Raw genomic sequence first — 26,881 nt, forward strand, 5'->3', positions numbered from 1 at the left:
ATCAACATTGAAATTTTGTGAATTAATAACCCGGGTTTTGGATGAGATTGGCATCTTTCTGCAAATCATTATATGGAATAGGCCACAAGTAGTTTTTGGCAGGGTCAAAACGGCGTAACTGCGCCCGGATATAACCATTATCAACTGTCGGGTCGCCACTAAATTTGGCACCATGTGCATAACCGTTCAATACAATTTCAGAAAGTTTCCAGCGGTTGATATCTTCTGTACGAGTACCTTCCATAGCCAGTTCTACCCTGCGCTCTCTCCTGATAAGGTTGGTCATATCTGCATTACCGGGATAGTTTAGTGCATTAGCATCAGTAAATCCGGCACGCTGGCGCAGCAGCATTATTGTTTTATTCCATACATCTGCATTCATTTGACCCAGGCTGTTTTCTGCCTCAGCATAATCTAATAAAATTTCTGCCCAGCGGATAAGATGCAGGTTTAATCCTGATGCTAATGCAGGCAGGTGGTTAGGATCAAAATATTTATGCCAGTAATATCCTGTAGAAGAAACGGACTGAACAGCAGGCCGGTATTCATTCGGGCGGTTAGAATTAGGATCGGTTCCGGGTTTAATGTAGATAATCTGGGTAGAGCCATCAGGGTTTAAAAACTTGTATTGATCATAAACAATAGTAGCTGTAAGCCTGGGATCACGATTAACGTAAGGGTTATTTTCATTATAGCCGGATGTTGGGTCAGTAATAGGTTTGCCGTTCAGCATAATGTAATCATTGACCAGTTCTTGCGTTGGTGCCATTCCATTATCACGTGCACCAACCGATATAGGGGCAAAATCATAATAATCACCCCAGGTCCTGCCTGTTACACCTTCCTGATATTGCAGTGCCAGCATCGTTTCTGTATTGTTTTTATTTACTGCCGTGTTGCTAAACAAGTTATTATAATCACTTGCTAATTTATAGTTACCATAAGTTCCCGAGGTATTCATTAACTTTTCACAAATAGTAACCACATCGGCCATTCGGTTACCCTGATAAAGCAACACACGTGCTTCTAAAGCCAAAGCAGCACCATTGGTAATACGCCCGTTATCAGCAGATGAATACTGATCTTTTGACGGAAGTACAGCAGCACAAGCTTCCAACTCCGTAGTAATAAAACTAAGTACAGTTGCTTTACTTGCGCGGGATTGTGTTTTGGATTCATCAGCACTGATGATGGTTGTGATGAGGGGCACATCGCCCCAATGCGTTATCAGGTAGAAATAATGAAATGCCCTGATGAAGCGTACTTCGGCTTTCATCCGTGTAATTGTGGCAGCATCTAAGGTTTTGTTTTTATCAACGTTGCCTAAAAATAAATTACATGAATTAATGCCTGAGTAATGAAAACTCCAGTCGTTCAGAAATTTATCCAATTGTGAATTATATGAACCTGAGGCTACGGCAGTTACATTCCCTGTTGCACCGCCTCCGGGCGCATAAGCATTGTCTGACATGGCATCGTTATAAAAGAACATGCCCGAGTTGTACATGCCACTGTAATTGTTGTTCAGGGCATTATTTACATTGAGGCTGGTTGTGTAAAAGTTCAATTCTGTAAACGTATTGGTAGGCGCCAGATCAAGCTTTTTACAACTGCTTGCAACAACAGCAGACAGGGTTACAAAAAGCAATTTTTTAAAATATTTCATTTTGATATTTTTTAATAATTAAGAACCTGCTTCAAAATTGTCCAGCGTATTTGATGCTTCTTTTATCGTATAAAAAACATAAACACTTTTTATATTTTTTTGGATGAGCGTAATACAAATTTTGTGGGCTAAAAGAAGCATTGCTATTTTTTAACAGTAATTGTTCAACTGGTTTTTAAAAGGTCAAATCTAAACCTGCCCCGTAAAATACTGGCAACGGATAACTACGGCCACTACTTGAATTGGTAAAGCTTACATTATTGTTAAATTCTGTACTTTCCGGATCTATAAATTTCAGTTTGGTTAAAGTGTATAGGTTTTGAGCACTTAAAGATATCCTGAGCCTTTGGATACCAGCACGCTGGGTTAAAGCTGCGGGCAATGTATAACCGATGTTTACATTCTTCAGCCTTGCATAAGCAGCATTTAATTTGTAAATGTCTGAACCGTCGCGCCAGTTGTTCGTATTTGAATCAGAACCAATTACCGCTAATCGAGGATAAGTGGCACCTGTATTGGAAGGCGTCCAAAAATTGGTTTGATTTTCAAACAATGTATTTCCGTAATTATAGTGGAAAGGTTCTACCAGTTCTCCTCTGATAAATTCAGTACGTTTACCTACTCCTTGTATAAATACCGACAGGTCAAATCCTTTAACTGCTAAACGGTAAGTAAAACCAAAAGTGTATTGCGGAAAAGGATTGCCCAACGGCACCATATCTTTTTGATCGATTACACCATCTTTGTTTTGATCTACGTATTTAAGGTCTCCAGGCGCAAGATTAAGGCCAGCTGGTTTTGCAGAACTTTGAACTTCTGCCGCGGTTTGAAATATACCGGCAGTTTTATAACCATAATACTGCGTAATAGGCTGACCTACCTGACGTAGCAGGGAGTATTCGCCCAAACCTTGGATTTGTTGATCAGACCCATAACTTAATGCTAGTAACTTGTTGCTGCTGTTGGCTATGTTGAAACTAAAACTTTGGCTAACAGAGGAGTTACTTTTAAGATTATAAGTAATGATAGCTTCCCAACCTTTGTTACCTACTTTAGAAATATTATAATTTGGCAGCCCGGCACCAAACAATGCAGGAACATCAGTTCGTCCTGCCAGGATATTGCTGGTTTTCTTATCAAAATAATCAAAAGATGCAACCAGTTTGTCGTTCAAAAAGCTGGCATCTACACCCAAATTCAATGTGGTGGCTTTTTCCCAGGTCAAATTCGGGTTTCCTAAAGCATAACCGGCTCCGCTAACTGCTGTATTGTTAAAGGCGTAAGCATTATTGTAGGAGTTATAACGAGTTTGATATTGATAAGCGTTTACGTTTTGATTACCAAGTGTACCATAAGATGCACGAAACTTTAAAGTATTAATCACATTGGTCACAGATTTCATAAACGATTCCTCCGAAGCCAGCCAAGAGCCTGCTACTGAAGGAAAAAAAGCTGCCCTGTGGCCTGCTGCAAATTTAGATGACCAATCTTCCCTGAAATTACCCTCTAAAAAATAACGGTCTTTATACGAATAGTTCAGACGGCCAAAAAACGAATCTAAACTTGTTTCGAGTGTATTGCTGATGGTATTGTAAGAATTGCTCGGATCAAGTGTAGTACCTGTGGTAGGAGTACCAAGCTGAGGATCGGTATAAAGTTGTTGTACCTGACTGGTTTTTGAAGTATATGATTCATTAGATACGCCCAAAAGCACTTTGAATTTATGCTCCTGTATCTGTTTGTTATATTCAGCCAAAAACTGCGGTGTTAAGAATATATTGTTTAAGTTGTTGTTAAAAACGGCCCTGTCTGTGTTCGAGGTGCCGGAGGGATAATCATAAACCTGTATTCTTCTGATAAATGTACCAGCGTCAGTAAGCGTTGCGCCCATGATGCCGGTCAGCTTGATGTCTTTGGTAACGTTAAATTGTGCGTTTAGCGAACCAAAAAACTCATCACCTGTACTTAGGTTGTAGCCGCCATTTTGCGCGGTATTGAGCACATTAAATTCGGAAGCAACCTGGTTGGTGAGGTATCTTCCCTGATTATCCTGCCAATTATAGTTGTAAGGTACCCTGTTGGCATCAGCAAAAATGTTATTATCGCCTGCGGTATTAGATTTATTTTCATTACGATTGTAACTTAAAATCAGGTTTACCCGCAGTTTGCCGATATTAGTGGTTTGGTTCATACGCAGGTTGTATTTATCATAACCGTAATTAGCACCCGAACCACCATTACCTATGATGTTGCTTAACTGGTTTTGATAGCCGCCTGAAATAAAATAAGAACTGGTTGGGCCGCCGCCGGTAATGGCAACGTTTTCAGATAAAAGCGGTGCATTGTGCAAAACGTGGTTTACATCCCAGGTGCCGTTACCTTGCGCCTGTAATTGGGCAATTTGGTCGGGTGTGTAAGCCGGAGGTAAGCCTGAGTTGACTAATGATTCATTTTTATAATAGGCATTGTCCCAGGAATTTACTTTTTTCAACAGTACATCCGGATGTTGTATGCCGAAACTGCTGTTGAAAGTTATGGTAGGTTTTTGGTTTAAACTACCGCTTTTGGTTGTAACCAAAACAACTCCGTTGGCAGCCCTGGAGCCGTAAATGGCAGCTGCACCGGCATCTTTTAAAACAGATACACTGGCAATATCGTTGGGGTTTAGCGTTTGGATATTTCCACCGATGATACCGTCAATAACAATTAATGGCGAATTGTCTCCAGTAGTGCTTATCCCCCGAATGTTGATATTGACGCCACTTCCCGGTTCAAAATTTGTTTGTTGGATAATTAAGTTTGGGGATTCGCCCTGCAAAGCCTGTAAAGGGTTTAACACAGGCTTGTCTGCAATATCCTTTGCGGTTACTTGATTAACCGCTCCAGTCAACGAGATGCGGCTTTGAGTACCATAACCTACTACCACAACTTCGTTTAAGGCTGTTTTATTTTCCTGAAGTTTGATATCGAAGGTAGTTCTGTTGGCAACCGGGATTTCCTGTGTTGCAAACCCGATAAAGCGAAATTGAAGCACTGCGTTCTGATCGGCAACGGTGATAGAAAAATTACCATCTACATCAGTAACTGCTGCATTTGTTGTGTTTTTTTCTAAAATAGTTACGCCGGGCAGCGGCAACCCTTGCGCGTCTGTTACTTTTCCTCTTACAGTTACGGCCGCTTTAACACTGCTGGTTCCTGAAAGCTTACGGGTGATCAGGATCGTGGTGTTTTCAATAGTGTAGGTAAGTGGTTGCCCGCTTAAACAAATATCCAAGGCTTGCTTCAAACCAATATTAGTTAAATTCACGGTTACCAATTTTGCAAGTTTTAAGTCTTCAGCTTTATACAGAATATCATAATTGGTTTCTTTTTGGATCCTGTTAAAAATCTCCTTCAATTTGGCCTGTTTGAAACTGAGTGTAACTTCCTGGGCATAAGTTGCCGCTGATGCTTGCAGTACGGTAACTGTAAGCAATACAATCATTAACTTAATGGTAAGCAACGGTTTATAGTGGCAGCGTGGTTGCATACCTCTGATAAAAGCGGTAAAATTATTATACATTTGAATGTTGGGTTAATTTATAATTGGTGTAAAGAGAAAGTAATCACGGTTGTTCAAGAAGCTGTTTATAAAACGATCGGACTTATTTGCCATGCTTCTTTTATCACCTAAAATCTGGTGTTTTTTTTGTATATTTTTTCATCGGCAATAATTTATAAGATCCAAAATTTACTGGCATAAAAGAAGCATCTAACTGTCTTCAATAAAATTTTAAAAGCTTTAACCCGGCTTTGGGACAATCTCCCGTCGGTGCCGTAAACACTTCTGGTTTTTGAGTAACCGTTTATCAAAAACAGCATTTCATCCGGTCACGGTTATCCTCCTTCCTGTAATTGAAAAGTGAATATTTCCGATTTTTTCAAGGTAGTGCAACAATTCTGCAATCGTTTTTGAACGATGAAATGTCCCTCCAAACTTTTGAGCATCTACCGAGCCTAAAAGCTGAACATCTACATCGTACCAGCGTGCAACTTTTTTCATGATACCGGCAATACTTTCATCATTAAAAATAAAATAGCCATTTTTCCAGGCCATCACTTCATCAGTTTTTGCTTCGGTTACTTCAATATCATCGGATTGATAACCGATATTTGCCTGCTGGCCGGGTTTTAGCAAATAGGATGACTGATGTTTGGTTATCAAAATAGAACCTTCCAACAAAGTAGTTGAAGTTGTTTCGTCATCCGGGTAAGCGGAAATGTTAAAATGAGTGCCTAATACCCTGATTTCCCCGTTTCCGGTGTTTACATAAAAAGGTTGGTGAACATTTTTTGCAACTTCAAAGTAAGCTTCGCCACTTAATTTTACCCTTCTGTCTTTACCATCAAAAGTGGTTGGATAGGTGATAGAAGATGCTGCATTAAGCCAGATTTTTGTACCGTCGGCCAAGATCACCTGATATTCGCCTCCTTTGGGCGTGGTTAAAGTGTTGTACCTAACCTGCTGTATAATAGACGGTTTGCTTTTGCTTGAGTTATATACAATTTGTCCATTGCGCGTTTTAAGCACTTGTGTGTTTCTGTTTTTAACCACTACGCCGTTTGAGGTTTGGTTTAAAACCAGTTCCTTTCCGTCATCTGTTGTTAAAATCGCTTTTGTACTACCGGGTAAAATAACCGTGTTTTTTCCGGGATGCAAATTATGTTTATTGGCAACCATTTCGGCAGGGTGCTTTTGAAACACAATCAACCCAATGGCAAACACAACCAACAATACTGCAGCTGCTTTAAACCATGTTCTGTTATATAATTTAATATTTTGGGATTGGTTGTGTGGTATATCAGGGGAAGCAGCCGTATAACGGGAATCAGAAATTATTTTTTTCCAAACAGCTTGTTTCCGTGCAGGAAACAGGTCAGAACCTTTTTCTAAGTTTAATAAATCTTCTGAAACAAAACCTTCTATTTTGCTGAGGTCTGCATTTTTTAAATACACCAATAGTGCTATACGATCTTCCTGATTGATCGTATCATTAAAATAATCATGCAACAAGCTTTTCAGCTTTGCTTCGTTCATGTTCTATCGGTTTATATTGGCTCGAAAGGTTTGAGTACATATAAAGAACACAGAGCTAAGCCGATAGGACTATCGGGGGAAAAATTATTTTTTATTTTGCAGGAATAAAAAAATCAAACCGATAAAATCCGCATATTTTAAGTAAGTTTTTAAAAATTTTAATGCTGCAACCATGTGGTTTTTTACCGTATTGGTAGAAATTTTTAGCTTTTGCGCAATTTCCTTATGACTTAAACCTTCTTTGCGGCTTAGATTATAAACCTGCTGTTGCTGCTTAGGCAATTTTTGCAATATTCTTTCTGTAAATTGCTCTAAATCATGCGCGATAACCTGTTCTTCAGTTATATTATAAATCTCCGTGTGATGATTAGTGAACTGCTCGAAGGCAAAAGTGGACTGCCCTTGCTGGCGAAGTGCATTTAAAGATAATCGCTTTGCAATTACAAACAGGTACAACCATATATTGCTTTGAGGATTTAGCTGACTTCTGTTTAACCAAAGTTTTATAAACGTTTCCTGCACAATTTCTTCACTTTGCGAATGATCTTTCAGAAATTTAAAAGCAAGACGATACACTTTTTCTGCATAAAATTCATAAAAAGAAGCAAACGCAGCCTCTTCCCCTGCCATTAACCGGAGAACATAATTGCTGGTGATAAATTTGTCGCCCACTTTACAGGAAGTGTTTACATTGATTAATCAAAGGTATGAAGTTATACAGAATAAAACTCGTTTAAGTTTAGGTCTAAAAAAATCACAGTGCTTCTTTTATGCGTATAATTCTTGCTTATCGAATTTTAGGCCTATAAAAAAGTATGGAAATTTCCATTTTTTATAGGATAAAAGAAGCATTGCAAACCATCCGACAGAAATTTGAACAGGCTTTAAAACTTATAAAACAAATTCGGCAAGTGTTTCTAAACCATAATCTCGTTTTTACGATTTAGTGAAATACCGGCCTGACAATTTAAGTGCTTCTTTTATCCATATAAAATCAGCTTTATTGGATTTTAAACAGTTTTGTATCGTTTAATATTTTAGAAAAATTGGATTTGGACAGTGCTTTTCAAGTTGTTGATCAACAGAATATTCTGCACCTTTTAACTACTTCTGCCCTTTCTCAAAAAAACAGTTGTAAAAACAGCATCCCGAACAGCCTTTTAAGCTTAAAAATCAAATTATAAATGTTGCCCGATGAAAAATAAATAACTATTTAACTACTAATACTATGTATAAAAAACATTACGTTATTTAGCTTAAGGTTTAAAACTTAAATATTACGTAGATACTGTTTTTACTGGCAAATATTATCAGAGTAAATCATAGCTTTATACGGTCGGAGATCAAATGATTAAAAAATTACTTAAACTTATTTTTACTGTTTCAATGCTTTGTTTATCGGCCCAAAATTGGGTTTATGCACAAAGTGTTTCCAACGAAGGCCAGGAGTTTTGGTCGGTTTTTCCTACGCACGTACCTAACAAGCCCACGCAGCTGGCCAATATAAGTATTTTTATTACCGGCAAGCTGGCCTCTTCGGGTACAGTTTCTGTAAATGGTTTTTCGCAAAAGTTTACGGTTACTGCCAACACGGTTACAGAAGTTCAGGTTCCGCGGGCAAGTGCTTATATCAATGATACAGAAGGAGGCCGCGTTTTGAGTAATCGCGCTATCCACATATTGGTAGATGCCGGCCAGCCAAACGTGGTTGTTTATGCCCATATTTTTGCTGGTGCCCGTTCTGCCGCGTCGCTTATTTTGCCGATTAAGGCTTTGGGTCAGCAGTATTTCAGCATGAACTATACGCAAACTTCTCTTTCAAATGAGGGTAAAAATTTTATTACAATTGTGGCAAGTGAAGCCAATACAAAAGTTTTTATTAAACAAGGTAATACCAATTTAGTGGCCGGAGGCATAACGCTTAAAAACGTTGGCGATGTTTACGAATACTTATCTTATAATGATTTAAGCGGTGTTTCTGTTAGTGTAGATAGTTTAACTTCTGGTTGTAAGCGTTTTGCCATGTTTTCTGGCAGCAGCGGTGCTTTTATTAATGATCCGACTTGTACCCCCGGTTCTCAGGATCCGCTTTATCAGCAAGATTATCCGATAGAAAGCTGGGGCAAAACTTATGGTTTTATACCTTTTAGTATGGCTGCAAGAGGCAACCTGGTGGCTACAGAGCGTACCCTGGGCCAATATGTACGCGTGGTGGCACAAACTGACAATACCAATGTACAAATTAATGGTATCACCGTTGCCACTTTAAACGCAGGCGGTTTTTACACTACACCCAACCCGCTTAATCAGCCAGCCAGTATTTCTGCAGATAAACTCATCAGCGTTGCGCAATATGCTTTAACTCAAAGCTGTTCTGACCGGGTTCCAAATTCTAATACACTAGGCGACCCGGACATGGTAATCTTAAACCCGATCGAGTATAGCATCAAAAATATAACCGTTTATTCTTCTACCCGGGAGAATATTACTGAACAATACATTAATGTTTTGATTAAAACTGCTGCGGCGGCCAGTTTTCGCATCAATGGTGTGGCTCCGCTTATCTCCTTTACACCGCTGGCACAATTGCCCGGCTACTCTTATCTCCAGCTAAATTTGAACGGTTATCGAACCAATAACTTTAATTTAACTGCGGATGATGGCTTCAATGCCATTGCCTACGGTTTTGGTAATGTAGAATCTTATTCTTATTCGGCAGGAACAAACCTGGCAACTACCCTAACGGCCAACGCAGTAGATCCGGTAAGCAACCTGCAAATTACTTCTGCCTGCGTGTATGATGAATACTTTTTACAATTGACGTTAAACGTTCCGACGAAACATATAGAATGGACCATAACACCTTCTAAAACACCTACTATTGTTCAAAATAATCCTGTAGTTCGGGATACCATAATTAATAACACGCAGTACTACGTTTACAAATTACTAAAACCGGATATTTTTAAAAAAGCAGGCAATTATACTGTGGATATAAAGGCAGACCTTCCTCCTTCAACAGGCGGTTGCACATTAGGCGATCAGCTTTTCACCTTTCCCTTTACGGTTTACAGTGCGCCCATAACGGCATTCACGGCCCCGGCCAGTATTTGCGCCGGGGATTCGGTCAGTTTTATTGACAAAAGCACAGATAGCAGCAAAACTGTTAAAAGCTGGATCTGGAAGTTTGGCGATGGCAGCACTTCTACCCTGCAAAACCCAACGCACACTTATACTACGCCAGGTTTGGATACCATAAGTTTAACAGCAATTTCAGAAAGCGGCTGCCAAACAACCAAACAGCAAACCATCCGCATAAACAATTTGCCCAATGCTGTTTTTACCTATACAAATTCGGTGTTTAAAGATTTTTCGGTGTTTTTAAAAGATGCTTCTACCATTGCCGCAGGCAAAATTGTGCAATGGAACTGGGATTTTGGTGATGGCAAAACAGAAAACCATACTGATGCCAAAATTTTTGAACACGTTTATGCTACCGCCGGAACATATCAGGTAAAGCTTACATTAGTTTCTGATTTTGGCTGTACGTCAGTAATAACGCAGTCGGTTATTGCCAAACCGGGCTTAAAACCTGATTTTAAACTACCGGATGTTTGTAAAACAGATTTATCTTCCCAATTTACAGATTTAACTGCGGATAGCGTTGCCACCGGTGTTACGTTAACTTACTTATGGAGTTTTGACGATGCAGAAGCCACAGCTTCCAACCCAAATACCTTGACTTTAAAAAACCCGACGCATCGTTTTTTACAAGCACAGGTTTACCACGTTACCGAAACAGTTACGGCAAATGACGGCAGTTTTGCAACGGCTGAAAAAGACTTTTTGGTAAACGGCTCCATGCCGAAAGCGGCGTTTGAAATTTTAAATACCAAAAGCTTTTGCAGTAATGTGCCGGTAATTTTTCAAAATCAATCTTCGGTAGATGTTGGCCGGATTACCAAACTGGTCTGGTACTTTGATTATGCAAACCAGCCAGCAGTTGCAGAAACTTATATGTACCCGAAAGCAGGGCAACAATATACGCATCAATATAATCCTTTTACCACACCTGCAGCCCAAACTTATACGGTCAGGCTAATGGCTTACTCAGGCATTACCTGCGTGGACATAACCGAGAAAACCATCACCATAAATGCTGCCCCAAAAGTGGTGTTTACAGCTTTGGGCAGTATATGCGAGGAAGTTTCGCCAATTCAGTTTACCCAGGCCAGAGATATCAGCGGCAATAACGGCAAAGGTGTTTACTCAGGTGCAGGTGTTACGGCAGATGGCTTATTCTCTCCGGCAGCGGCTGGAGTGGGCATACATCCCATTAAATATGTGTTTACTACCGAAAGCGGTTGTGCCGATTCTGTTACGCAAAACATCATCGTAAACCCAACCCCAACCGTTGATGCCGGTGCAAACCGCAGCGTACACATTGGGGAAAGCGTAACCTTATCACCAAAAGCCACTGGCAATAACATCACTTATAGATGGACGCCAGCAACCGGTTTGAGCAACCCGAACATTGCACGGCCCGTTGCAACGCCGAAGGATGACATTACCTACCGGCTTACGGTAACTTCTGCAGACAGCTGCTCGGCAACGGATACGGTTTCGGTCCGGATCCTGAAATTACCGATTATCCCAAATACCTTTACCCCAAATAATGATGGAATAAACGATGTGTGGAATATCCGGAATTTAGACAGATACCCGGATTGCATCATGGATATTTACAATCGTTATGGCGTATTAATGTTTCATTCTACCGGTTACGGCACCGCTTGGGATGGCCGGTACAAAGGTGAAGAAGTACCCGTAGGCACGTATTATTATGTACTGAACCTGAAAGACGGCACAAAAAATTATGGCGGATATGTTACGGTTATTCGGTAATTATAGGTAATTTTGAAAATAAACCTAAACTTTTTGTTCCCGGCTTGTTAAAAGAGGGAAAACATTTATTGAAATTATACCGGTAAAAGAAGCATCATGAAAAACAAACTTATTTTATTTACTGCTTTGGCAGTTCTGTGCATCACAACAGCCTGTAACGAAAAACATAAAAATTATGGTTTAGACCGTAATGATACAGTTCGGGTAGGCGACAGTACCAACAATATACAAAACACTATACCGCCAAACGATACCTTAAAAAAATAATTGTTTTTCTCTTTGCTGAGGAAACATAAAAAAAGCCGAAACGGATAGCTGTTTCGGCTTTTGTTGTTACAATCAGTTTTTACAGATGCTTCTTTTACGGTTGTTTTTTTATGGATTGCTGCATAGGGTTTGCACCGGATGTTGCGCCACGTGGCAAGGTCTGCTGTTTAAACAATTCAAAACGTGTTGGCGTTAGTGTGTGTGGCCAGTTGTTGTTGTCTTCGTCAATATCGCCGGTTTCACGATAAGGGTCTAATTTGATGGATTTTACTTCTTTTGTTTTAGCAAAAACCTTTGTGATTTTCTGTTCATTTTTCCGCCAGATATAAGCGGAGATGCGTTCGGTTTCTTTGGTGCCGTCAGTATAAGTCCACTCTAAAATTACCGGCATCACCAAACCACCTTTATTGCTTAATGTCAGCTGGTAAAAGTAGTTTTTGCTTTCATAAAAGTTTTTTTCCTCCGGGGATAAAGCATTGTACATTGCCTGATAACTTTCTTTGGTTAGCGGAGTTGCCGCAAAACGGTCAAATTTGCTGTAAAAATCTTTCAGGGAAGAATCTGCCTCTACCGCAAAACGTGTCCCGGCTTCCCGATTGCGTTGCATGGTGATGCTTTGCAGGTTACGGTCAAACTGTGCCCGGTCAGCCTGAGCATTAATTTCAGGATTTTTGGTGTTGAGCGTGTATAGTTTCACACTGTCCAGAGAAATGTCCACCGGATCTGTGCCGTAAAACCAGCCTCGCCAAAACCAATCCAAATCAACTGCCGAGGCATCTTCCATCGTCCTGAAAAAATCTGCCGGTGTTGGATGTTTGAAGGCCCAGCGTTGTGCATAAGTTTTAAAAGCGTAATCAAACAGTTTACGGCCCATCACGGTTTCGCGCAGGATATTTAATGCTGTTGCTGGTTTGGCATAAGCATTCGGCCCGAAACGGACGATGTTTTCAGAATTGGTCATGATTGGTTCCAGTTCATTTTTGGGCAATTTCATGTAATCTGCAATTTTGTAAGCTGGCCCTCGTTGCGAAGGAAAATTGTTGTCCCAATCCTGTTCGGCCAAAAACTGACAAAAAGTATTCAAGCCTTCATCCATCCACGTCCATTGCCGTTCATCTGAGTTTACGATCATCGGGAAAAAATTGTGCCCAACTTCATGCGTAATTACACCGATCATACCGTTTTTGGTGGCTTCACTATAAGTACCGTCTTTCTCAGTCCGGCCATAATTAAAACAGATCATCGGGTATTCCATCCCGTTGGATGCTTCCACAGAAATGGCACTTGGATAAGGATAAGGGAAAGTATGCGCCGAATAAACTTTAAGCGTGTGCGTCACCACTTTGGTAGAATACCGATGGTAAAGCGGATAAGCTTCGGGGCCGTAATAAGACATGGCCATTACTTTTTTGCCGCCTTCAATTTGGGTTGACATGCCGTCCCACACAATCCGCCGCGAAGAAACCCAGGCAAAATCCCGTACATTTTCGGCAGCATAAACCCAGGTTTTACGTGCCTTTGCGTGGCCTTTCATGGCTTGCTGTACTTCGTTTAGGGTTATAATTTCAATGGGTTCTTTGGTGTTTTGTGCCTGGTTCCAGCGTTTTAACTGTGCTGTTGAAAGCACCTGACTGTAATTTTGGCATAAACCTGTTGCCCCAACTATATGGTCCGCCGGCACATTAATATTCACTTTAAAGTTACCAAAAGCCAGCGCAAACTCGCCGCTGCCGATAAATTGCTTGTTTTGCCAGCCTTGAAAATCACTGTAAACAGCCATCCGCGGATACCACTGCGACATGGTGTACAAATAGTTTTTATCTTCCGGGAAATATTCGTAACCGCCTCTCCCTCCAATAGTTAAACGATCTGAAATATTGTAATACCAAGCTACTTTAAATTTGAATTTCTCGCCGGGAAGCAGCATTTTGGGCATTTCCAGCCGCATCATGGTTTCGTTGATGGTGAAAGGAATGTTGTTTCCGTTGGCATCTTTCACACTTAAAATATGATCACCTAAATCCAGATTATTGCCCATGATGGACTGCAGCTGGCGTAAACTCATTTTGTCCTGCATTTTGCTTTCGCCGGTAGTACTTCCCTGCGAATCTTTACGGTGCTGGTTTTCATCCAATTGAAGCCATAAATACGTTAACGGATCGGGGGAATTATTATAATAAGTAACTGTTTCTGTACCGTCCAAACGCTGCTTGTCATCATTCAGATTAGCGTTGATTTCATAATCGGCGCGCTGCTGCCAGTATTTCGGACCGGGCGCACCGGATGCCGACCGGTACATGTTCGGGTCGGAAATCATCGTACCCAATTGTTCAAACTTATTGCCGTGGTTTGAGCCCGGATTGTTATCATATTGCGCAAAAGCTGTTGCTGCAAAGAGAAAAGTAACGGAAATGGATAAATAAATTTTCTTCATTTAATAATAATTTGTTGAAACCGATCAATACACATCATCATAGCGATACCGAAGATAGCCGAAGATAGAAAAAATCCCCAATTGTGAGGTTTAATTTTAAAAGCCCTGATCAGCAAAAAACCCAAAAGTAACACAGAAATCACAATCAGGATTTGTCCGCATTCTAAACCTAGATTGAAAGCGAACAACTGGGAAACAATATCAGAATCCCGCCCCAGCAAACTTTTCAAATAACTGGAAAAACCCAACCCATGTATCAGCCCAAAAAACAAAGCGAAAAAATAAGTCAGGTTAATGGTTTTCTGCGGGATGCTTCTTTTACCGATATTATTTAAGGCTGTTAAAACAATTGTGACCGGAATGAGAAATTCGATGAGCGAAGTATTGATGCGGACGATATTGAACACGCTCAAAGCCAGCGTAATAGAATGTCCGATGGTAAAAGCGGTGACTAAAACCAGCACTTTTTTCCAATCCTGCAATTGATAAACGCCGCATAAAACGGTTACAAAAAGGATATGGTCGTAACCTTTCCAATCGCAGATGTGCTGCAGGCCGAGCTGGAAATACAAGGAAAAATCAGGCATAAAAACAGTATTCGTTTTATATTATCCGGCTTAAAAAAGTTATTTAGATGATTTGAAATAGCCTTGAATAATTACATCATCCGGACTCTGACCTTCATACGCCATTCCTTCGATAAATAATTCACTATCGATTTTAACTATTTTGTGGCTGTTATCTGCCGCCATTTTATACCCTGATTTAGCCAAAATGCGTTTCAGATCATCTACAACTTCGTTTTTTACAAACGGCGTACTCATAGACAAATTTCCGGTTGATTGAAAACTTACATTTTCAATTTTAAAAGAATAAAATATTACTTTGTTCATAAGTGTTGCGTGTGATTATACAGGATAATTTGTTTTTGGAACAAATAAACCTAAATATATATGATAAAAGAAGCATTCGCAATTGTGGTTAATTATACCTTTTTTTGAAAGATAAATAATCATATTATTAATGTTGAATTTATTCTTTTTCTTCTGGCTGAGGCTGTTCCATCCTTTTTATGTAAGCATAACGGAGATCAAGCAAAATCCGGCCAGTCATTCATTGGAAATCAGTTGCCGGATGTTTTCTGATGATCTGGAAAAAGCACTGGAAAAACAGTATCATGTTGAGTTAGATGTTATCAAACCAAAAGATAAAACGCTGGTAAACAAGCTGATCAGTGATTATGTAAAAAAACGTTTACTCATCCACGCCGATGGAAAAGCGTTAAGTTTAAACTATGTTGGCTACGAAATCCAGGAAGACGGCACCTGGAGTTATTTTGAAGTAAAAGGCATTGATCCGCCCAGAAAACTAAATGTACACGATGCTTTATTGTTTGAGCAGCACCCGGAACAAATCAATATGATGCATGTAACCGTTGGCGGCCAAAGAAAAAGCACCAAAGTGGACAACCCTGATGCTGATGCTGTTTTTGTTTTTTAAGGATGCTGTTTTTATCGGGTAAAAATCAGAGAATGATGTTTAAGCCGTATGTATCACGTTCTAAGGCCGAACGCCAAGCCTTGATCAAATTTTTATAAGCGGTGCCAACCGGGCGGATTTTTCGATCCAAATCATACAAACCAAGCGGGTTTACAGTACCGTTGTTTTGCCTCAGTGCCGTGTCCCAATCCACCTGGTCAAGCAAACTATACCAGGTAAAACCAACAATCGGGAATCCATCCTGCTTAAAACGGTACAAATTTGCCCATTCTTTTTGCAGCCAAGTAACCGAGTGTGGTTCGGCAATGTTGGTTTCCGTGTGCATTACCGGCAAGCGGTAACGGGTATAATATTGATGGGTGATTACATAATAGCCGAATATTTCACCGGAAGCACTGGTTGAGCCATCTGCATGAACAATATGTTCATTGGAGGCATAATAATCCGTGCCCATAATACATTTTCCACGGATTTTGTTGTTCATGAACCATTCGTATTCTGCATCCGTCATCCCGTTTTCGATCAAATATTTGTAATGCGGAACTTTAATGGAGTGCGCGTAAGAAAGATCAAGCGACAAAAAGCGTTTCAAGTTGAGGAAATCCGCCAGTTCACAGCAACTCGGGTCTTCCGGATGAAAATATTCTGATGATTCACTTTGGATAAAAGTAACCTCCGGCTGCACTTTTGCAATCACCTCCATGGCCAGCACATTGGCTTTGCAAAGATGTTTTAAGGCGGTTACAAAGCTTTTGTCATCGGCCAGACTTTCGTTCCACCAGCCGTATTGGCCAGAAAATGAAGCAGCCACAAATATCTCATTTACAGGTGTATAAAATTTTAAATGCGGATATCGCTTTGCAAACGCCTGCGCATATTCTGCAAAATATTGCGGAAAATCAGGGTTTTGAAAATTGTCCAGCCAATCCGGAACACCAAAATGGCAAAGATCAACAATCGGTGTAATGTCGAGTTCTTTTAACCTTGCAAAAGTATCATCTGCAAAACTCCAATTGTACTGGCCTGGGCCAGTATGAGTTGAAAAATAAGGCGGCCCATAACGCAGAAATTTGATGCCAAAATCTTTAACCAATTGAAAGTCTTCCTGCCAGTGTTTATAGTGGCCGGTTTTTTCCAGTTCATCAACCCTTACCTTTTTTCCATCGATAAAAACAGTAGGATAACTGTTTTCGATACCGGTGGCAAACATAAACTTGTTTTTCATAATACCTTGTTTATTAAACTTTTACAAGTTGTCCAATCGGTTACCATCAACTACTAAAGTTGTGCCGTTAATGTAAGAAGCCTCATCCGAAGCCATAAAACATATAGCCGAAGCCAGCTCTTCGGGTTTGCCAATCTGGCCTTCCATTTTTTCTACACCATCTTTGATGTTTGGGTTTGACCACAACATCGGCGTGTCCACAGCACCTGGGGCAACGCAGTTAAAGCGGGATTGTGAAGGTTTATATTCCAAGCTTAAGCCACGTGTAAAAGCTTCCATACCGCCTTTTGTGGTGGCATAAGGCAAAACTTCAGGTGTGGTTTGGAAAGCGTGTACGGAACTGATGTTTACCACTGCACCGTTTTTCATGTGCGGCAAACTGTATTTACAAAACAGAAAAACAGATTTAAGGTTGATGTTCATCACTTTGTCCCAGTCGCTTTCTTCCAGGTCAACAATTTTAACAAACGTCATGAAAGCGGCATTGTTGACCAGCACATCAATGCGATGATATTGATCGATCACTTTTTGCACACATTTTTCAATGTCATCTGCAATAGCCAAATCAGCTTTAATAAATGTGGCTTTGCCTTTTTGCTGGCGGATGGCATCGGCCGTTTCGTTTCCGTGTTGTTCGTTAATATCAACCACAATCACCGTTCCGCCTTCGGCCGCCATACGTAAACAAGTTGCTTTCCCAATCCCTGAACCACCACCGGTAACCAAACAAATTTTATTTTCAAATCTCATAAATAGAGCAGTAATAGCTTATATACCGTAGCAGACGTGCTAAAAGAAGTATTGTTTATCAAAAACAAAAAAAAGCGATAGTTTGACAAACTATCGCTTTTATAAAAAATTGAACCCTGAAATTTAGGTGATAAAAACAGTATTTCTATTTATTTTGAAGCAAGGCCGAAGCCGCTTGATCCATAAACCATTGCACGTCACCGTTTTCCGGTTTGATTAGTTGTGCCGGATATTCCTCGATATTTGTCGGATCTTCCAAAACGTGTTTTACCGCTTCTGCTTTACCGGCACCGTACAGTAAAAATGCGATGTGGTGTGCCTGATTGATCATTTTAGCAGTTTTAGTAATCCGGTAAACCTGCTGATCTTCCAGAAATACTGCTTTTATGGTCGCTTCTTTCTCCTTCAGAACATCAGTGTGCGGAAATAATGAAGCCGTGTGGGAATTATCACCGAGACCAAGCAAAATCAAATCAAATTTAACTTCCTGGTTTTTGAAATGATTATCAATTTGTTCGGCATAAGCTATTGCTGCAGATTCGGGCAAAACGGTAGTATCAACCGCAAAAATATGATCAGGTTGAATATCTAAAGGATCAAACAATGCTGTTTTTACCATTAGAAAATTGCTCTCGGGCGAATTTTGCGGCACATTTCGTTCATCACCAAAAAAGAAATAAGCTTTTGTCCAGTCTAACTGTTGCCGATACCCTGAGGTTGTCAACAATTCATACAGTTTTTTTGGTGAAGTTCCTCCTGATAAAGAAACATTAAAAAAACCCTGCGCTGCAATGGCTTCATTTGCTGTTTTGATAAAATAAGCTGCAATGGCCTTTAACACTTCCTGTTCAGAAGGGAAAATATTCAGTTTTAAATTCATTTTTTAATCTTCTTTTGCCGGCAAGGTAAACCAATGGAAACCATCACGCGCAATTAATGCTTCTGCAACTTCCGGCCCCCAGGAATCAGAAGAATAATTAGGGAATTTAGAACTCTTTTTACTTTCCCAAACGTTTAAAATCGGCATAATCAAAGCCCAGGCAGCCTCAACCTGATCGGCGCGCATAAATAAAGTCTGATCGCCTTGCATAGTGTCCAGCAACAAGGTTTCGTAAGCTTCCGGTGCGTCGTTGGAATAAGTTCCTTTATAATCAAAAACCATATCAACGGTGTTGATCACCATATCTACGCCCGGACGCTTTGCCTGCACTTGCAAACGAATACTCATTTCCGGCTGTATGCTGATAATCAAGCGGTTTTGCTGCCAGCTTTCGGTTGCTTCGGAAGGAAAAACGGGATGCGGCACATCTTTAAACTGTATGGTAATCACCGAAGCAGATTGATGCAAACGTTTACCGGTGCGTACATAAAACGGTATGCCTTGCCAGCGCCAGTTGTCCACAAAAAACTTTACGGCAGCAAACGTTTCGGTGTTGGATTCGGGGTTTACATTTTTTTCCTGGCGATAACCCGGAACTTCTTTGCCATTAATCCAGCCTTTGCCGTACTGACCGCGAACAGCTGTATTTTTGATATTTTCGGATGTAAAACGACGCATAGCGTTCAACACGTCCACTTTTTTATTGCGGATTTCATCTGCATCAAAATTTACCGGGATTTCCATTGCCACCAAACAAAGCAACTGCAAAATATGGTTCTGGATCATATCCCGCATTGCCCCTGCACCTTCATAATAATCGCCCCGATCTGCAACGCCCAATTGTTCGGTAACTGAAATCTGCACGTGTTCGATATAATTTCGGTTCCAAAGCGGTTCCAGCAAAGAATTGGCAAAACGAAAAGTCAGGATGTTTTGAACGGTCTCTTTTCCTAAATAATGATCGATCCGGTAAATCTGTTTTTCCTGAAAAATGCCCTGCAGCAATTGGTTTAAAGATTTTGCAGATTCCAGATCATGGCCAAAGGGTTTTTCAATCACGATCCGGGTTTTTTCCGGATTAGTGGCCAAACCACTTTTAGAAATATTCTCTGCAATTATCGGGAAGAACTGCGGCGCCACTGCGAGGTAATAAATCACATTTGCTTCCTGGTTCCAATCGCCTTCGTATTTTTTAATCAGATTGCCAAATTCAGTATAAGTTTCGGCATCGTTCAAATCTGCCGGCTGGTAAAAAACATTGTCTGAGAAAGTTTTCCACTTGTCATCTTTGGCTTTTCCGCTGCGTGAAAACTGATTGATACCATCCAGCAATTTAGATTTAAAATCATCATCAGACAATTTTGTACGGCCTGTGCCAATGATCGAAAACTGATTTGGCAGCCAATCATCCAGGAATAAATTGTACAAGGCAGGCGTAATTTTTCGCCAGTTTAAATCGCCAGTGCCACCAAAAATCACAAATACCGTAGGCTGATTCTTAGTTGATTTCATAATTAAGAGTGATAAAAAAGGTGGATAAAAGAAGTATCTGTTAGTTATTGGTTTTGTGCGAAGGGATTGCCTGCCACTCGGTATGGAACACACCTTCTTTACCAATCAATTCGTAAGTATGTGCGCCAAAATAATCGCGTTGTGCCTGGATCAGGTTGGATGGCATATTTTTAGTGCGGAACGTTTCAAAATAATTCAGGCAAGAACCATAAGCCGGTATAGCAACACCTGATCCAATGGCCGCAGCAACCACTTTACGAATGGCTCTTTCGGTTTCTTTAACCAAACCTTGCACTGTTTCATCGAGTAGAAGAAGCTCCATGCCAGGGTTTTGATCGTAAGCTTTTGTGATTATGTTCAAAAACTCCGAACGGATGATGCAGCCGCCACGCCAAATGCTGGCAATGGCTGCCAAATTCAACTCATACTGATAATCTTTAGAGGCTTTATACAATAGATGCATTCCTTGTGTATAAGTGATGATCATATTGAAGTAGAATGCTTGCTCTAAGGAATCCAAAAACTCTTCGCTATTTTCTGCCATTAACGGAAGTTGTTCGTCATAAAGCTCTGATAATTCTACGCGTAAAGCTTTGTATTTTGATAAATCCCGCATAGAAACAGCCGTATCAATTGTTGGTACAGGTAATTCCAGATCCATTGCTACTTGTGAAGTCCATTTTCCAGTACCTTTTGCCCGTGCTTCATCTTTAATATCATTAACCAGCAACATATCTTTCCCTTCTTCTTTAAAGGCAAAAATATCTTTGGTAATATCTAACAAATAGGATTTTAAACGGCCATCATTCCATTTGGCAAAAGTTTTTTGGATAGATGCATCGTCCATTTTTAAACCTTTTTGCATAATGCCATATGTTTCTGCAATCAGCTGCATCAAACCGTATTCAATACCGTTGTGCACCATTTTTACAAAGTGTCCGGAAGCACCCGGTCCAATATATGTTACGCAAGGTTCATCATCAACTTTTGCAGCAATGGCTTCAAAAATATTTTTTACATGCTGATAAGCTTCTTTGTCACCGCCAGGCATCATGCTTGGGCCATTGCGTGCGCCTTCTTCACCACCAGAAATCCCCATGCCAAAGAAGTGCAGTTTTTTCGAGTTTAAATATTCTACGCGGCGATTTGTATCTGTAAAATGAGAATTACCGCCATCAATAATAATATCTCCTTCTTCCATTAGCGGAAGCAAATCTTCAATCACGCTATCAACAATTTTGCCGGCCGGAACCAGCATCATCAAAGCACGCGGTTTTTGCAAACTGCTGATAAAGTCTTTTAATTCCGGAAACCCTTTAACTGGTTTGCCTACGCCTTCTTTTTCAAGTAATCCGATTTTGGCTGTATCTTTATCATAACCTGCTCCGGAAAAGTCATGATCTACCATGTTCAGCAATAAATTCCTGCCCATAGTCCCAAGACCAATCATTCCAAATGTGTATTTATTGTCCGCCATTGTTTTTAATCTAAAATTGTGATTTAATCTGTTCTAATAAATGTGTTGTTGTTTCAAAATCTTTATGCTGATATACGTTGATGCCGGTTGTTTTGGCCACTTCTATCAGCATCGCCCGATCATCAAAATAGTAACACTGTTCTGGTTTTGCCTGGGCAATGCCCGTTGCCAACTTAAATATGGATGGATCTGGTTTGCGCACACCTACCTCGCAGGAAGAAATAAAAGCATCAAAACACCGGTGCAGACCAAATTTTTTAATGCGGTAATTGTTTAGTTCTCTTCCTTCGTTGTTGATGGACATGATCCTGAAACCACAATCTTTTTTCCATTCGATCAGCCATTGTAACAAATCAGGAAGTTCTTTTGATTCGGAAAACACAAAAGCTTTAAAATCTTCCCGGGTAAAGTTTCGTGGATGATTAAAAACCACCGTATTTAAGTATTCATCCAGTGAGATTTTTCCGATTTCGTAGATATTAAAAATAAGATTATGCAGAGCTTCCATCTCTGCATAATCTATCTTAAAAACTTTTGCCGCCAGCTGACGTGATTCGTGTCCCCAGCCATTCGTCAGCAAAACACCGCCTACATCCAGGAACAAAATTTTGGGATAGCCGGCTTCCATATATTTTAAGCTACGGCTTTTTGTTTTTGCTTTTCAATTGCGGCCAGCAGTTTATCATATGGCTGATTGAATTTCTCAATGCCTTCTTCTTCCAGTTGCTGGGTAATTTTGGCCAGATCAATGCCTGCTGCTTTGATTTGCTCTAAAGTTTTGGTTGCTTCGTCCAAACCTTGATCTAAAGTATTTGCTGCGTTGCCATGATCCCGGAAAGCAACTAAAGTTTCCATCGGAATAGTATCAACAGTATCCGGACCGATCAAAGCTTCTACATATTTCACATCAGAGAAAGACGGATCTTTGCTACCGGTGCTTGCCCAAAGCAAACGCTGTGGCTTGGCACCTTTATCTGCCAGTTTCTGCCATCTTTCTCCGCTGAAAACACGTTTATAAATCTCGTAAGCTTTTTTTGCGGAGGCAATTGCCACTTCACCTTTGAGGTGATCTAAACCTTTTTCTTTCAGCATTGGATCAACCAAAACATCAATACGGCTTAAAAAGAAACTGGCCACAGAAGAAACGTATTCAATTGGTTTACCGGCAGCAACACGTTCTTCCAAACCTTTTATATAAGCTTCGGTAACGGCTTCATATCTTTCCAAACCAAAAAGCAACGTAACATTAATGTTCAAACCTCCTGCAATAGATTTTTGAATGGCCGGCAAACCTTCTTTTGTTCCCGGGATTTTGATCATCACGTTATCTTTATGTACGGCTTTCCATAGTTCTAAAGCTTGTTTGGTTGTGCCTTCGGTATCGTTTGCTAAACGCGGCGAAACTTCCAAACTAACATAACCATCAGCACCTTTTACTTCATCTTCATAAACCTGCAAAAACATATCGGCCGCGCGTTTGATATCTTCTACCGCAACGCCGTAAAAAATATCATCATTGCTTTTGCCCTCTTTGGCCAGCCTGGCAATATCTGCATCATAATCAGAACTGCTGCTGAAAGCTTTCTCAAAAATTGCCGGATTTGATGTTACGCCACGCACGCCATCATCAGTAATCAGTTTTTGCATATCGCCGGAATCCATAATCTTTCGGTCGATAAAATCCAGCCAGATGCTCTGGCCTAATTCATGTATTTTTTTTAATCTGTTTTCCATGATACTTCTTTTATAAGGTTATTTTTCTAACTGATGAACTTTTTCCATGCGGCGTAAATGGCGTTCGGCACCAATAAATTGAGCTTTTAAAAATGTGGAAATGAGTTCCTGCGCCACGTTAAACCCAACTACGCGTCCGCCAATTGTCATCAAATTCATATCGTCATCTTCCACGCCTTGATGGGCGGAAAAATGTTCGGTAATTAAAGCAGCACGTACACCGGCGACTTTGTTGGCCACGATACAAGCCCCAACGCCGCTGCCGCAAACGGCAATGCCACGATCTACTTCTTTTGCAGCTACAGCTTTTGCAAGCGGAATAACGTAATCCGGGAAATCATCTAACTGAACCAACTCTTTCGCACCAAAATCCACTACTTCATGGCCTAAACTTTTCAAGTAACCACGCATCATTTCTTTTAGTTCAAACCCACCATGATCTGCCGCAATCCCAACTTTCATCTTTGTTAATTTTAGGGTGATAAAAGAAGCATCCGCCTCACCCCTGCCCTCTCCAATAGAGAGGGAGTAGGCCAATGCTTCTTTTATCGGGTAAATTTATGCGATCAACGCTTTGGCTTTTTCAACTACGTTTTCTACGGTAAAACCGAAAACTTTATACAGATCTTCCGCCGGGGCAGATTCGCCAAAGGTATGCATACCAATCACTACACCTTCATCGGTAACATATTTATGCCACCCTAATGTAGAAGCCATTTCCACCGCTACACGTTTTTTCAGGTTTTTAGGAAAGATTTTTTCTTTGTATGCATCATCCTGTTTTTCAAATAATTCCCACGATGGCATACTGATCACGCGGGCTGCAATGCCTTCTTCCTGTAATTTTGCCTGAGTTTTCATGACCAGTTCTACCTCAGAACCAGTTGCAATAAGCAATAATTGCGGATTTTCCACATCAGATACGATGTAAGCACCCTTTTCCAACCCGGTTGCTTTTCCGTATTTATCCTGATCAATGGTGGTTATGCCCTGACGGGTCAATACCAAAATTACCGGCCCGCCTGTGTGCTCAATCGCTACGCGCCAGGCTTGCGCGGTTTCGTTGGCATCAGCCGGACGTATTAAAGTAATGTTTGGGATGGAACGCAGCGAAATCAACTGTTCAACCGGCTGATGCGTAGTTCCATCCTCACCTAAACCAATACTGTCATGTGTGTAAATGAAAATCGGTTTGATTTTCATAATCGCTGCCATACGGATCGGCGGACGCATGTATTCAGAAAAAATCAGGAAAGTGGCACCAAAAGGAATAATGCCTTTGGTTAAAGCCATACCATTTAAGGCAGCACCCATCGCGTGTTCACGGATACCGAAGTGAAAATTTCTTCCGGTACGGTCTTCCGCAGTAAATGATTCAAATTTATCCAGATTGGTATCGGTAGATGGAGCTAAATCCGCTGCACCTCCAAGCAAACCCGGTAAAAATGGCGCGATTGCATTTAATACTTTCCCGGATGCTTTACGGGTAGCGATTTTGCCTTCTTCAGCCTTGAAAGTTGGAACGGCATCCTGCCAGCCTTGCGGCAGCCCGCCGCTGCTTAACAATTCAAATTCGGCCGCTAATTCCGGGAATTCTTTTTTATAAGCAGCATACTGTTCGTTCCATTTCTGTTCTTTCTCTTCACCTTTTTTACCGCACTCCAGGTAAAAATCAGCTACTTCTTTTGGCACGTAAAAAGATTTCTCAGGATCAAAACCCATTCCTTCTTTAACCAGTTTCACTTCTTTTTCGCCCAGCGGAGAACCATGTGCACCGGGTGTATCAACTTTATTCGGGCTACCATAAGCCAAATGCGTACGCACCTTGATTAAAGATGGCTTGCGGATTTCAATTTTGGCATTATATACCGCTGCCCGGATAGCGGCAACATCGTTACCATCGTCCACTACCTGCACATGCCAGCCATAAGCTTTAAAACGGGCAGCCACATCTTCTGTAAAAGCAATATCGGTATCACCTTCAATAGAGATGTGGTTATCGTCATACAAATAAATCATGTTGCCCAGCTCCAATTGAGCCGCTAACGAAGCCGCTTCGGAAGTTACGCCTTCCATCATATCGCCATCACTGCAGATGGCAAAAATTTTGTAATCGAAAATATGATGGCCTGGTTTGTTGTATCGTGCGGCTAAATGTTTTTGCCCGATGGCAAAACCAACACCGTTTGCAAAACCCTGTCCTAAAGGGCCTGTGGTCACATCGATACCCGGCGTTAAACCATATTCGGGATGACCAGCGGTTTTACTGTTCAGCTGACGGAAGTTTTTCAGATCATCCATCGATAAATCATATCCGGTGAGGTGCAAATAGCAATACTGCAGCATACAGCCGTGGCCGGCAGAAAGTATAAAACGGTCGCGGTTTGCCCACTCGGGGTTGCTTGGGCTGTAATACATTTCTTCAGACCACAAAACATGGCCCATCGGTGCAGCGCCCATTGGCATCCCCGGATGGCCGGAATTGGCTTTCTGGACACCATCAACCGCTAAAACCCTTACCGTATCAATGGCTAATTGTTCAAGGTCTGTTGTTCCTACTCCTACATTCATTATATTAAATTAAAAAGGTTTATACGTATATTATTTTTTGCTGAGGGCTTTTTTGTCCTGCAACCACAAACGCGGGCCGCCTTTAATACCATCGCGGTTGGATACGATTTTGATGTTTTCATCCAGCTTAAAATCTATCTCGCGGGAATTTCCTCCACCAATATACAAAAAATCGTAGTTAAAAACAGTATTTAAAATACCCAGGACTTTTTTTAAACGTTTGTTCCAATGGTCTTTACCTTCTTCTTCAAAAGCTTTATCACCCAGATACTGGTCATAAGTTGTGTGTTTTTTAACAGGTAAATGGGCAATTTCCAGGTGCGGCAATAAAAAACCATCCTTAAAAAGGGCTGTGCCAAAACCTGTTCCCAATGTAATTACCATTTCAAAACCTTTTCCGCTGATCACGCCCATGCCCTGCATGTCGGCATCGTTCACCACAATGGCATCTTTGCCTAAAGTGTTTTTAAGGAGTTTTTGCAGATCGGTTCCTTTCCATAAATCCGTACCCAAATTTGGTGCGGTAAAAACAGTACCGTCTTTCACAAAACCAGGGAAACCGGAAGATATATGATCATATTCAGGAAAATCTTTTACCAGTGTTTTAATGGCTTTAATCAGATTTTCGGGCGATGCCGGAACCGGGGTCGGTATTTTTTGATAATCTTTTGAAGAGTTACCTTTTGTATCTAAAACGGTGGCTTTAATATGAGAACCGCCAATATCGATACAAAGGATTTTGTTTATATCAGAAGGATTGTCCATGTTTTTGAAAAATTTCCGAAAAGTAATATTAATCTGCTAAAAACAGCATTTAATAAATACAATGCAGGCCGTTTTCTGTTTGTATCATTGCTGAATGTAAGTTTTGATCACCAATGCT

General features: G+C 40.7%; 21 protein-coding genes. 3 read left to right on the top strand and 18 right to left on the bottom strand.

The annotated features are described in order from the left end of the window. Positions 1-22 precede the first annotated feature (22 nt). From ACOFKR_RS11480 to ACOFKR_RS11500, 5 genes are all read right to left on the bottom strand, one after another. The gene (locus tag ACOFKR_RS11480) at positions 23-1,666 is read right to left on the bottom strand and encodes a RagB/SusD family nutrient uptake outer membrane protein (RefSeq protein ID WP_419800940.1); all 1,644 of its coding nucleotides are present in this window, start codon (positions 1,664-1,666) and stop codon (positions 23-25) included. Between the two features lie 18 nt (positions 1,667-1,684). After that, positions 1,685-1,807 (bottom strand): hypothetical protein, encoded by a 123-nt coding sequence (locus tag ACOFKR_RS11485; RefSeq protein ID WP_419800941.1) that lies wholly within the window; start codon positions 1,805-1,807, stop codon positions 1,685-1,687. A 34-nt stretch (positions 1,808-1,841) separates the two neighbouring features. Further along, positions 1,842-5,228, bottom strand: coding sequence for a TonB-dependent receptor (locus tag ACOFKR_RS11490; RefSeq protein ID WP_419800942.1), 3,387 nt, complete (start codon positions 5,226-5,228; stop codon positions 1,842-1,844). A 300-nt stretch (positions 5,229-5,528) separates the two neighbouring features. Continuing rightward, entirely contained in the window at positions 5,529-6,743 is a 1,215-nt protein-coding gene (locus ACOFKR_RS11495) for a FecR family protein (RefSeq protein WP_419800943.1), read from the bottom strand. 84 nt (positions 6,744-6,827) lie between these two features. Continuing rightward, complete coding sequence (locus tag ACOFKR_RS11500; protein WP_419800944.1) at positions 6,828-7,415, bottom strand: RNA polymerase sigma factor; 588 nt, start codon at positions 7,413-7,415, stop codon at positions 6,828-6,830. Between the two features lie 675 nt (positions 7,416-8,090). Here ACOFKR_RS11500 and ACOFKR_RS11505 point away from each other — a divergent pair. Next, a complete protein-coding gene (locus tag ACOFKR_RS11505; protein ID WP_419800945.1) occupies positions 8,091-11,648 on the top strand; it encodes a PKD domain-containing protein in 3,558 nt (1,185 codons plus the stop codon). 96 nt (positions 11,649-11,744) lie between these two features. Next, positions 11,745-11,915 carry a hypothetical protein gene (locus ACOFKR_RS11510; protein WP_419800946.1) on the top strand — a complete coding sequence of 57 codons (171 nt, stop codon included), beginning with the start codon at positions 11,745-11,747 and terminating at the stop codon, positions 11,913-11,915. 94 nt (positions 11,916-12,009) lie between these two features. On the opposite strand, the gene ACOFKR_RS11515 is transcribed toward ACOFKR_RS11510, so the two are convergent. The 3 genes from ACOFKR_RS11515 to ACOFKR_RS11525 are packed head-to-tail and all read right to left on the bottom strand — an operon-like array spanning position 12,010 to position 15,242. After that, positions 12,010-14,349, bottom strand: a complete 2,340-nt coding sequence (locus ACOFKR_RS11515; RefSeq protein ID WP_419800947.1) for a M1 family metallopeptidase — start codon at positions 14,347-14,349, stop codon at positions 12,010-12,012. Continuing rightward, positions 14,346-14,936, bottom strand: a complete 591-nt coding sequence (locus ACOFKR_RS11520; RefSeq protein WP_419800948.1) for a HupE/UreJ family protein — start codon at positions 14,934-14,936, stop codon at positions 14,346-14,348. Before ACOFKR_RS11520 ends, ACOFKR_RS11515 begins: the two co-directional genes overlap by 4 nt. A 39-nt stretch (positions 14,937-14,975) precedes the next feature. Next, positions 14,976-15,242: a hypothetical protein gene (locus ACOFKR_RS11525; RefSeq protein WP_419800949.1), complete on the bottom strand. Its 267-nt coding sequence runs from the start codon at positions 15,240-15,242 to the stop codon at positions 14,976-14,978. A 130-nt stretch (positions 15,243-15,372) separates the two neighbouring features. On the opposite strand from ACOFKR_RS11525, the gene ACOFKR_RS11530 reads away from it, so the two are divergent. After that, positions 15,373-15,849 (top strand): DUF6702 family protein, encoded by a 477-nt coding sequence (locus tag ACOFKR_RS11530; protein WP_419800950.1) that lies wholly within the window; start codon positions 15,373-15,375, stop codon positions 15,847-15,849. A 25-nt stretch (positions 15,850-15,874) separates the two neighbouring features. Here the strand turns inward: ACOFKR_RS11530 and ACOFKR_RS11535 are convergent, their stop codons facing one another. The 10 genes from ACOFKR_RS11535 to ACOFKR_RS11580 form a co-directional block, all read right to left on the bottom strand. Beyond that, positions 15,875-17,074, bottom strand: coding sequence for a family 1 glycosylhydrolase (locus tag ACOFKR_RS11535; protein WP_419800951.1), 1,200 nt, complete (start codon positions 17,072-17,074; stop codon positions 15,875-15,877). A 21-nt stretch (positions 17,075-17,095) separates the two neighbouring features. Beyond that, positions 17,096-17,824 carry an SDR family NAD(P)-dependent oxidoreductase gene (locus ACOFKR_RS11540; protein WP_419800952.1) on the bottom strand — a complete coding sequence of 243 codons (729 nt, stop codon included), beginning with the start codon at positions 17,822-17,824 and terminating at the stop codon, positions 17,096-17,098. Between the two features lie 145 nt (positions 17,825-17,969). Continuing rightward, complete coding sequence (pgl, locus tag ACOFKR_RS11545; RefSeq protein ID WP_419800953.1) at positions 17,970-18,704, bottom strand: 6-phosphogluconolactonase; 735 nt, start codon at positions 18,702-18,704, stop codon at positions 17,970-17,972. Between the two features lie 3 nt (positions 18,705-18,707). Further along, positions 18,708-20,216 (bottom strand): glucose-6-phosphate dehydrogenase, encoded by a 1,509-nt coding sequence (gene zwf, locus ACOFKR_RS11550; RefSeq protein WP_419800954.1) that lies wholly within the window; start codon positions 20,214-20,216, stop codon positions 18,708-18,710. Positions 20,217-20,256: 40 nt separating this feature from the next. Next, complete coding sequence (gene gndA / locus ACOFKR_RS11555) at positions 20,257-21,693, bottom strand: NADP-dependent phosphogluconate dehydrogenase (RefSeq protein ID WP_419800955.1); 1,437 nt, start codon at positions 21,691-21,693, stop codon at positions 20,257-20,259. A 10-nt stretch (positions 21,694-21,703) separates the two neighbouring features. Then, positions 21,704-22,321 carry an HAD family hydrolase gene (locus ACOFKR_RS11560; RefSeq protein ID WP_419800956.1) on the bottom strand — a complete coding sequence of 206 codons (618 nt, stop codon included), beginning with the start codon at positions 22,319-22,321 and terminating at the stop codon, positions 21,704-21,706. Between the two features lie 5 nt (positions 22,322-22,326). Beyond that, on the bottom strand, positions 22,327-23,427 hold the full coding sequence (gene tal, locus ACOFKR_RS11565; RefSeq protein ID WP_419800957.1) for a transaldolase: 1,101 nt from the start codon (positions 23,425-23,427) through the stop codon (positions 22,327-22,329). An 18-nt stretch (positions 23,428-23,445) separates the two neighbouring features. Beyond that, positions 23,446-23,889, bottom strand: coding sequence for an RpiB/LacA/LacB family sugar-phosphate isomerase (locus tag ACOFKR_RS11570; RefSeq protein WP_419800958.1), 444 nt, complete (start codon positions 23,887-23,889; stop codon positions 23,446-23,448). Positions 23,890-23,985: 96 nt separating this feature from the next. Continuing rightward, positions 23,986-25,998: a transketolase gene (gene tkt / locus ACOFKR_RS11575; RefSeq protein ID WP_419800959.1), complete on the bottom strand. Its 2,013-nt coding sequence runs from the start codon at positions 25,996-25,998 to the stop codon at positions 23,986-23,988. 30 nt (positions 25,999-26,028) lie between these two features. Continuing rightward, complete coding sequence (locus tag ACOFKR_RS11580) at positions 26,029-26,763, bottom strand: ROK family protein (RefSeq protein ID WP_419800960.1); 735 nt, start codon at positions 26,761-26,763, stop codon at positions 26,029-26,031. Positions 26,764-26,881: the final 118 nt, after the last annotated feature.

The sequence above is a fragment of the Mucilaginibacter sp. genome (genome assembly GCF_965201005.1).
Taxonomy (GTDB): domain Bacteria; phylum Bacteroidota; class Bacteroidia; order Sphingobacteriales; family Sphingobacteriaceae; genus Mucilaginibacter_A.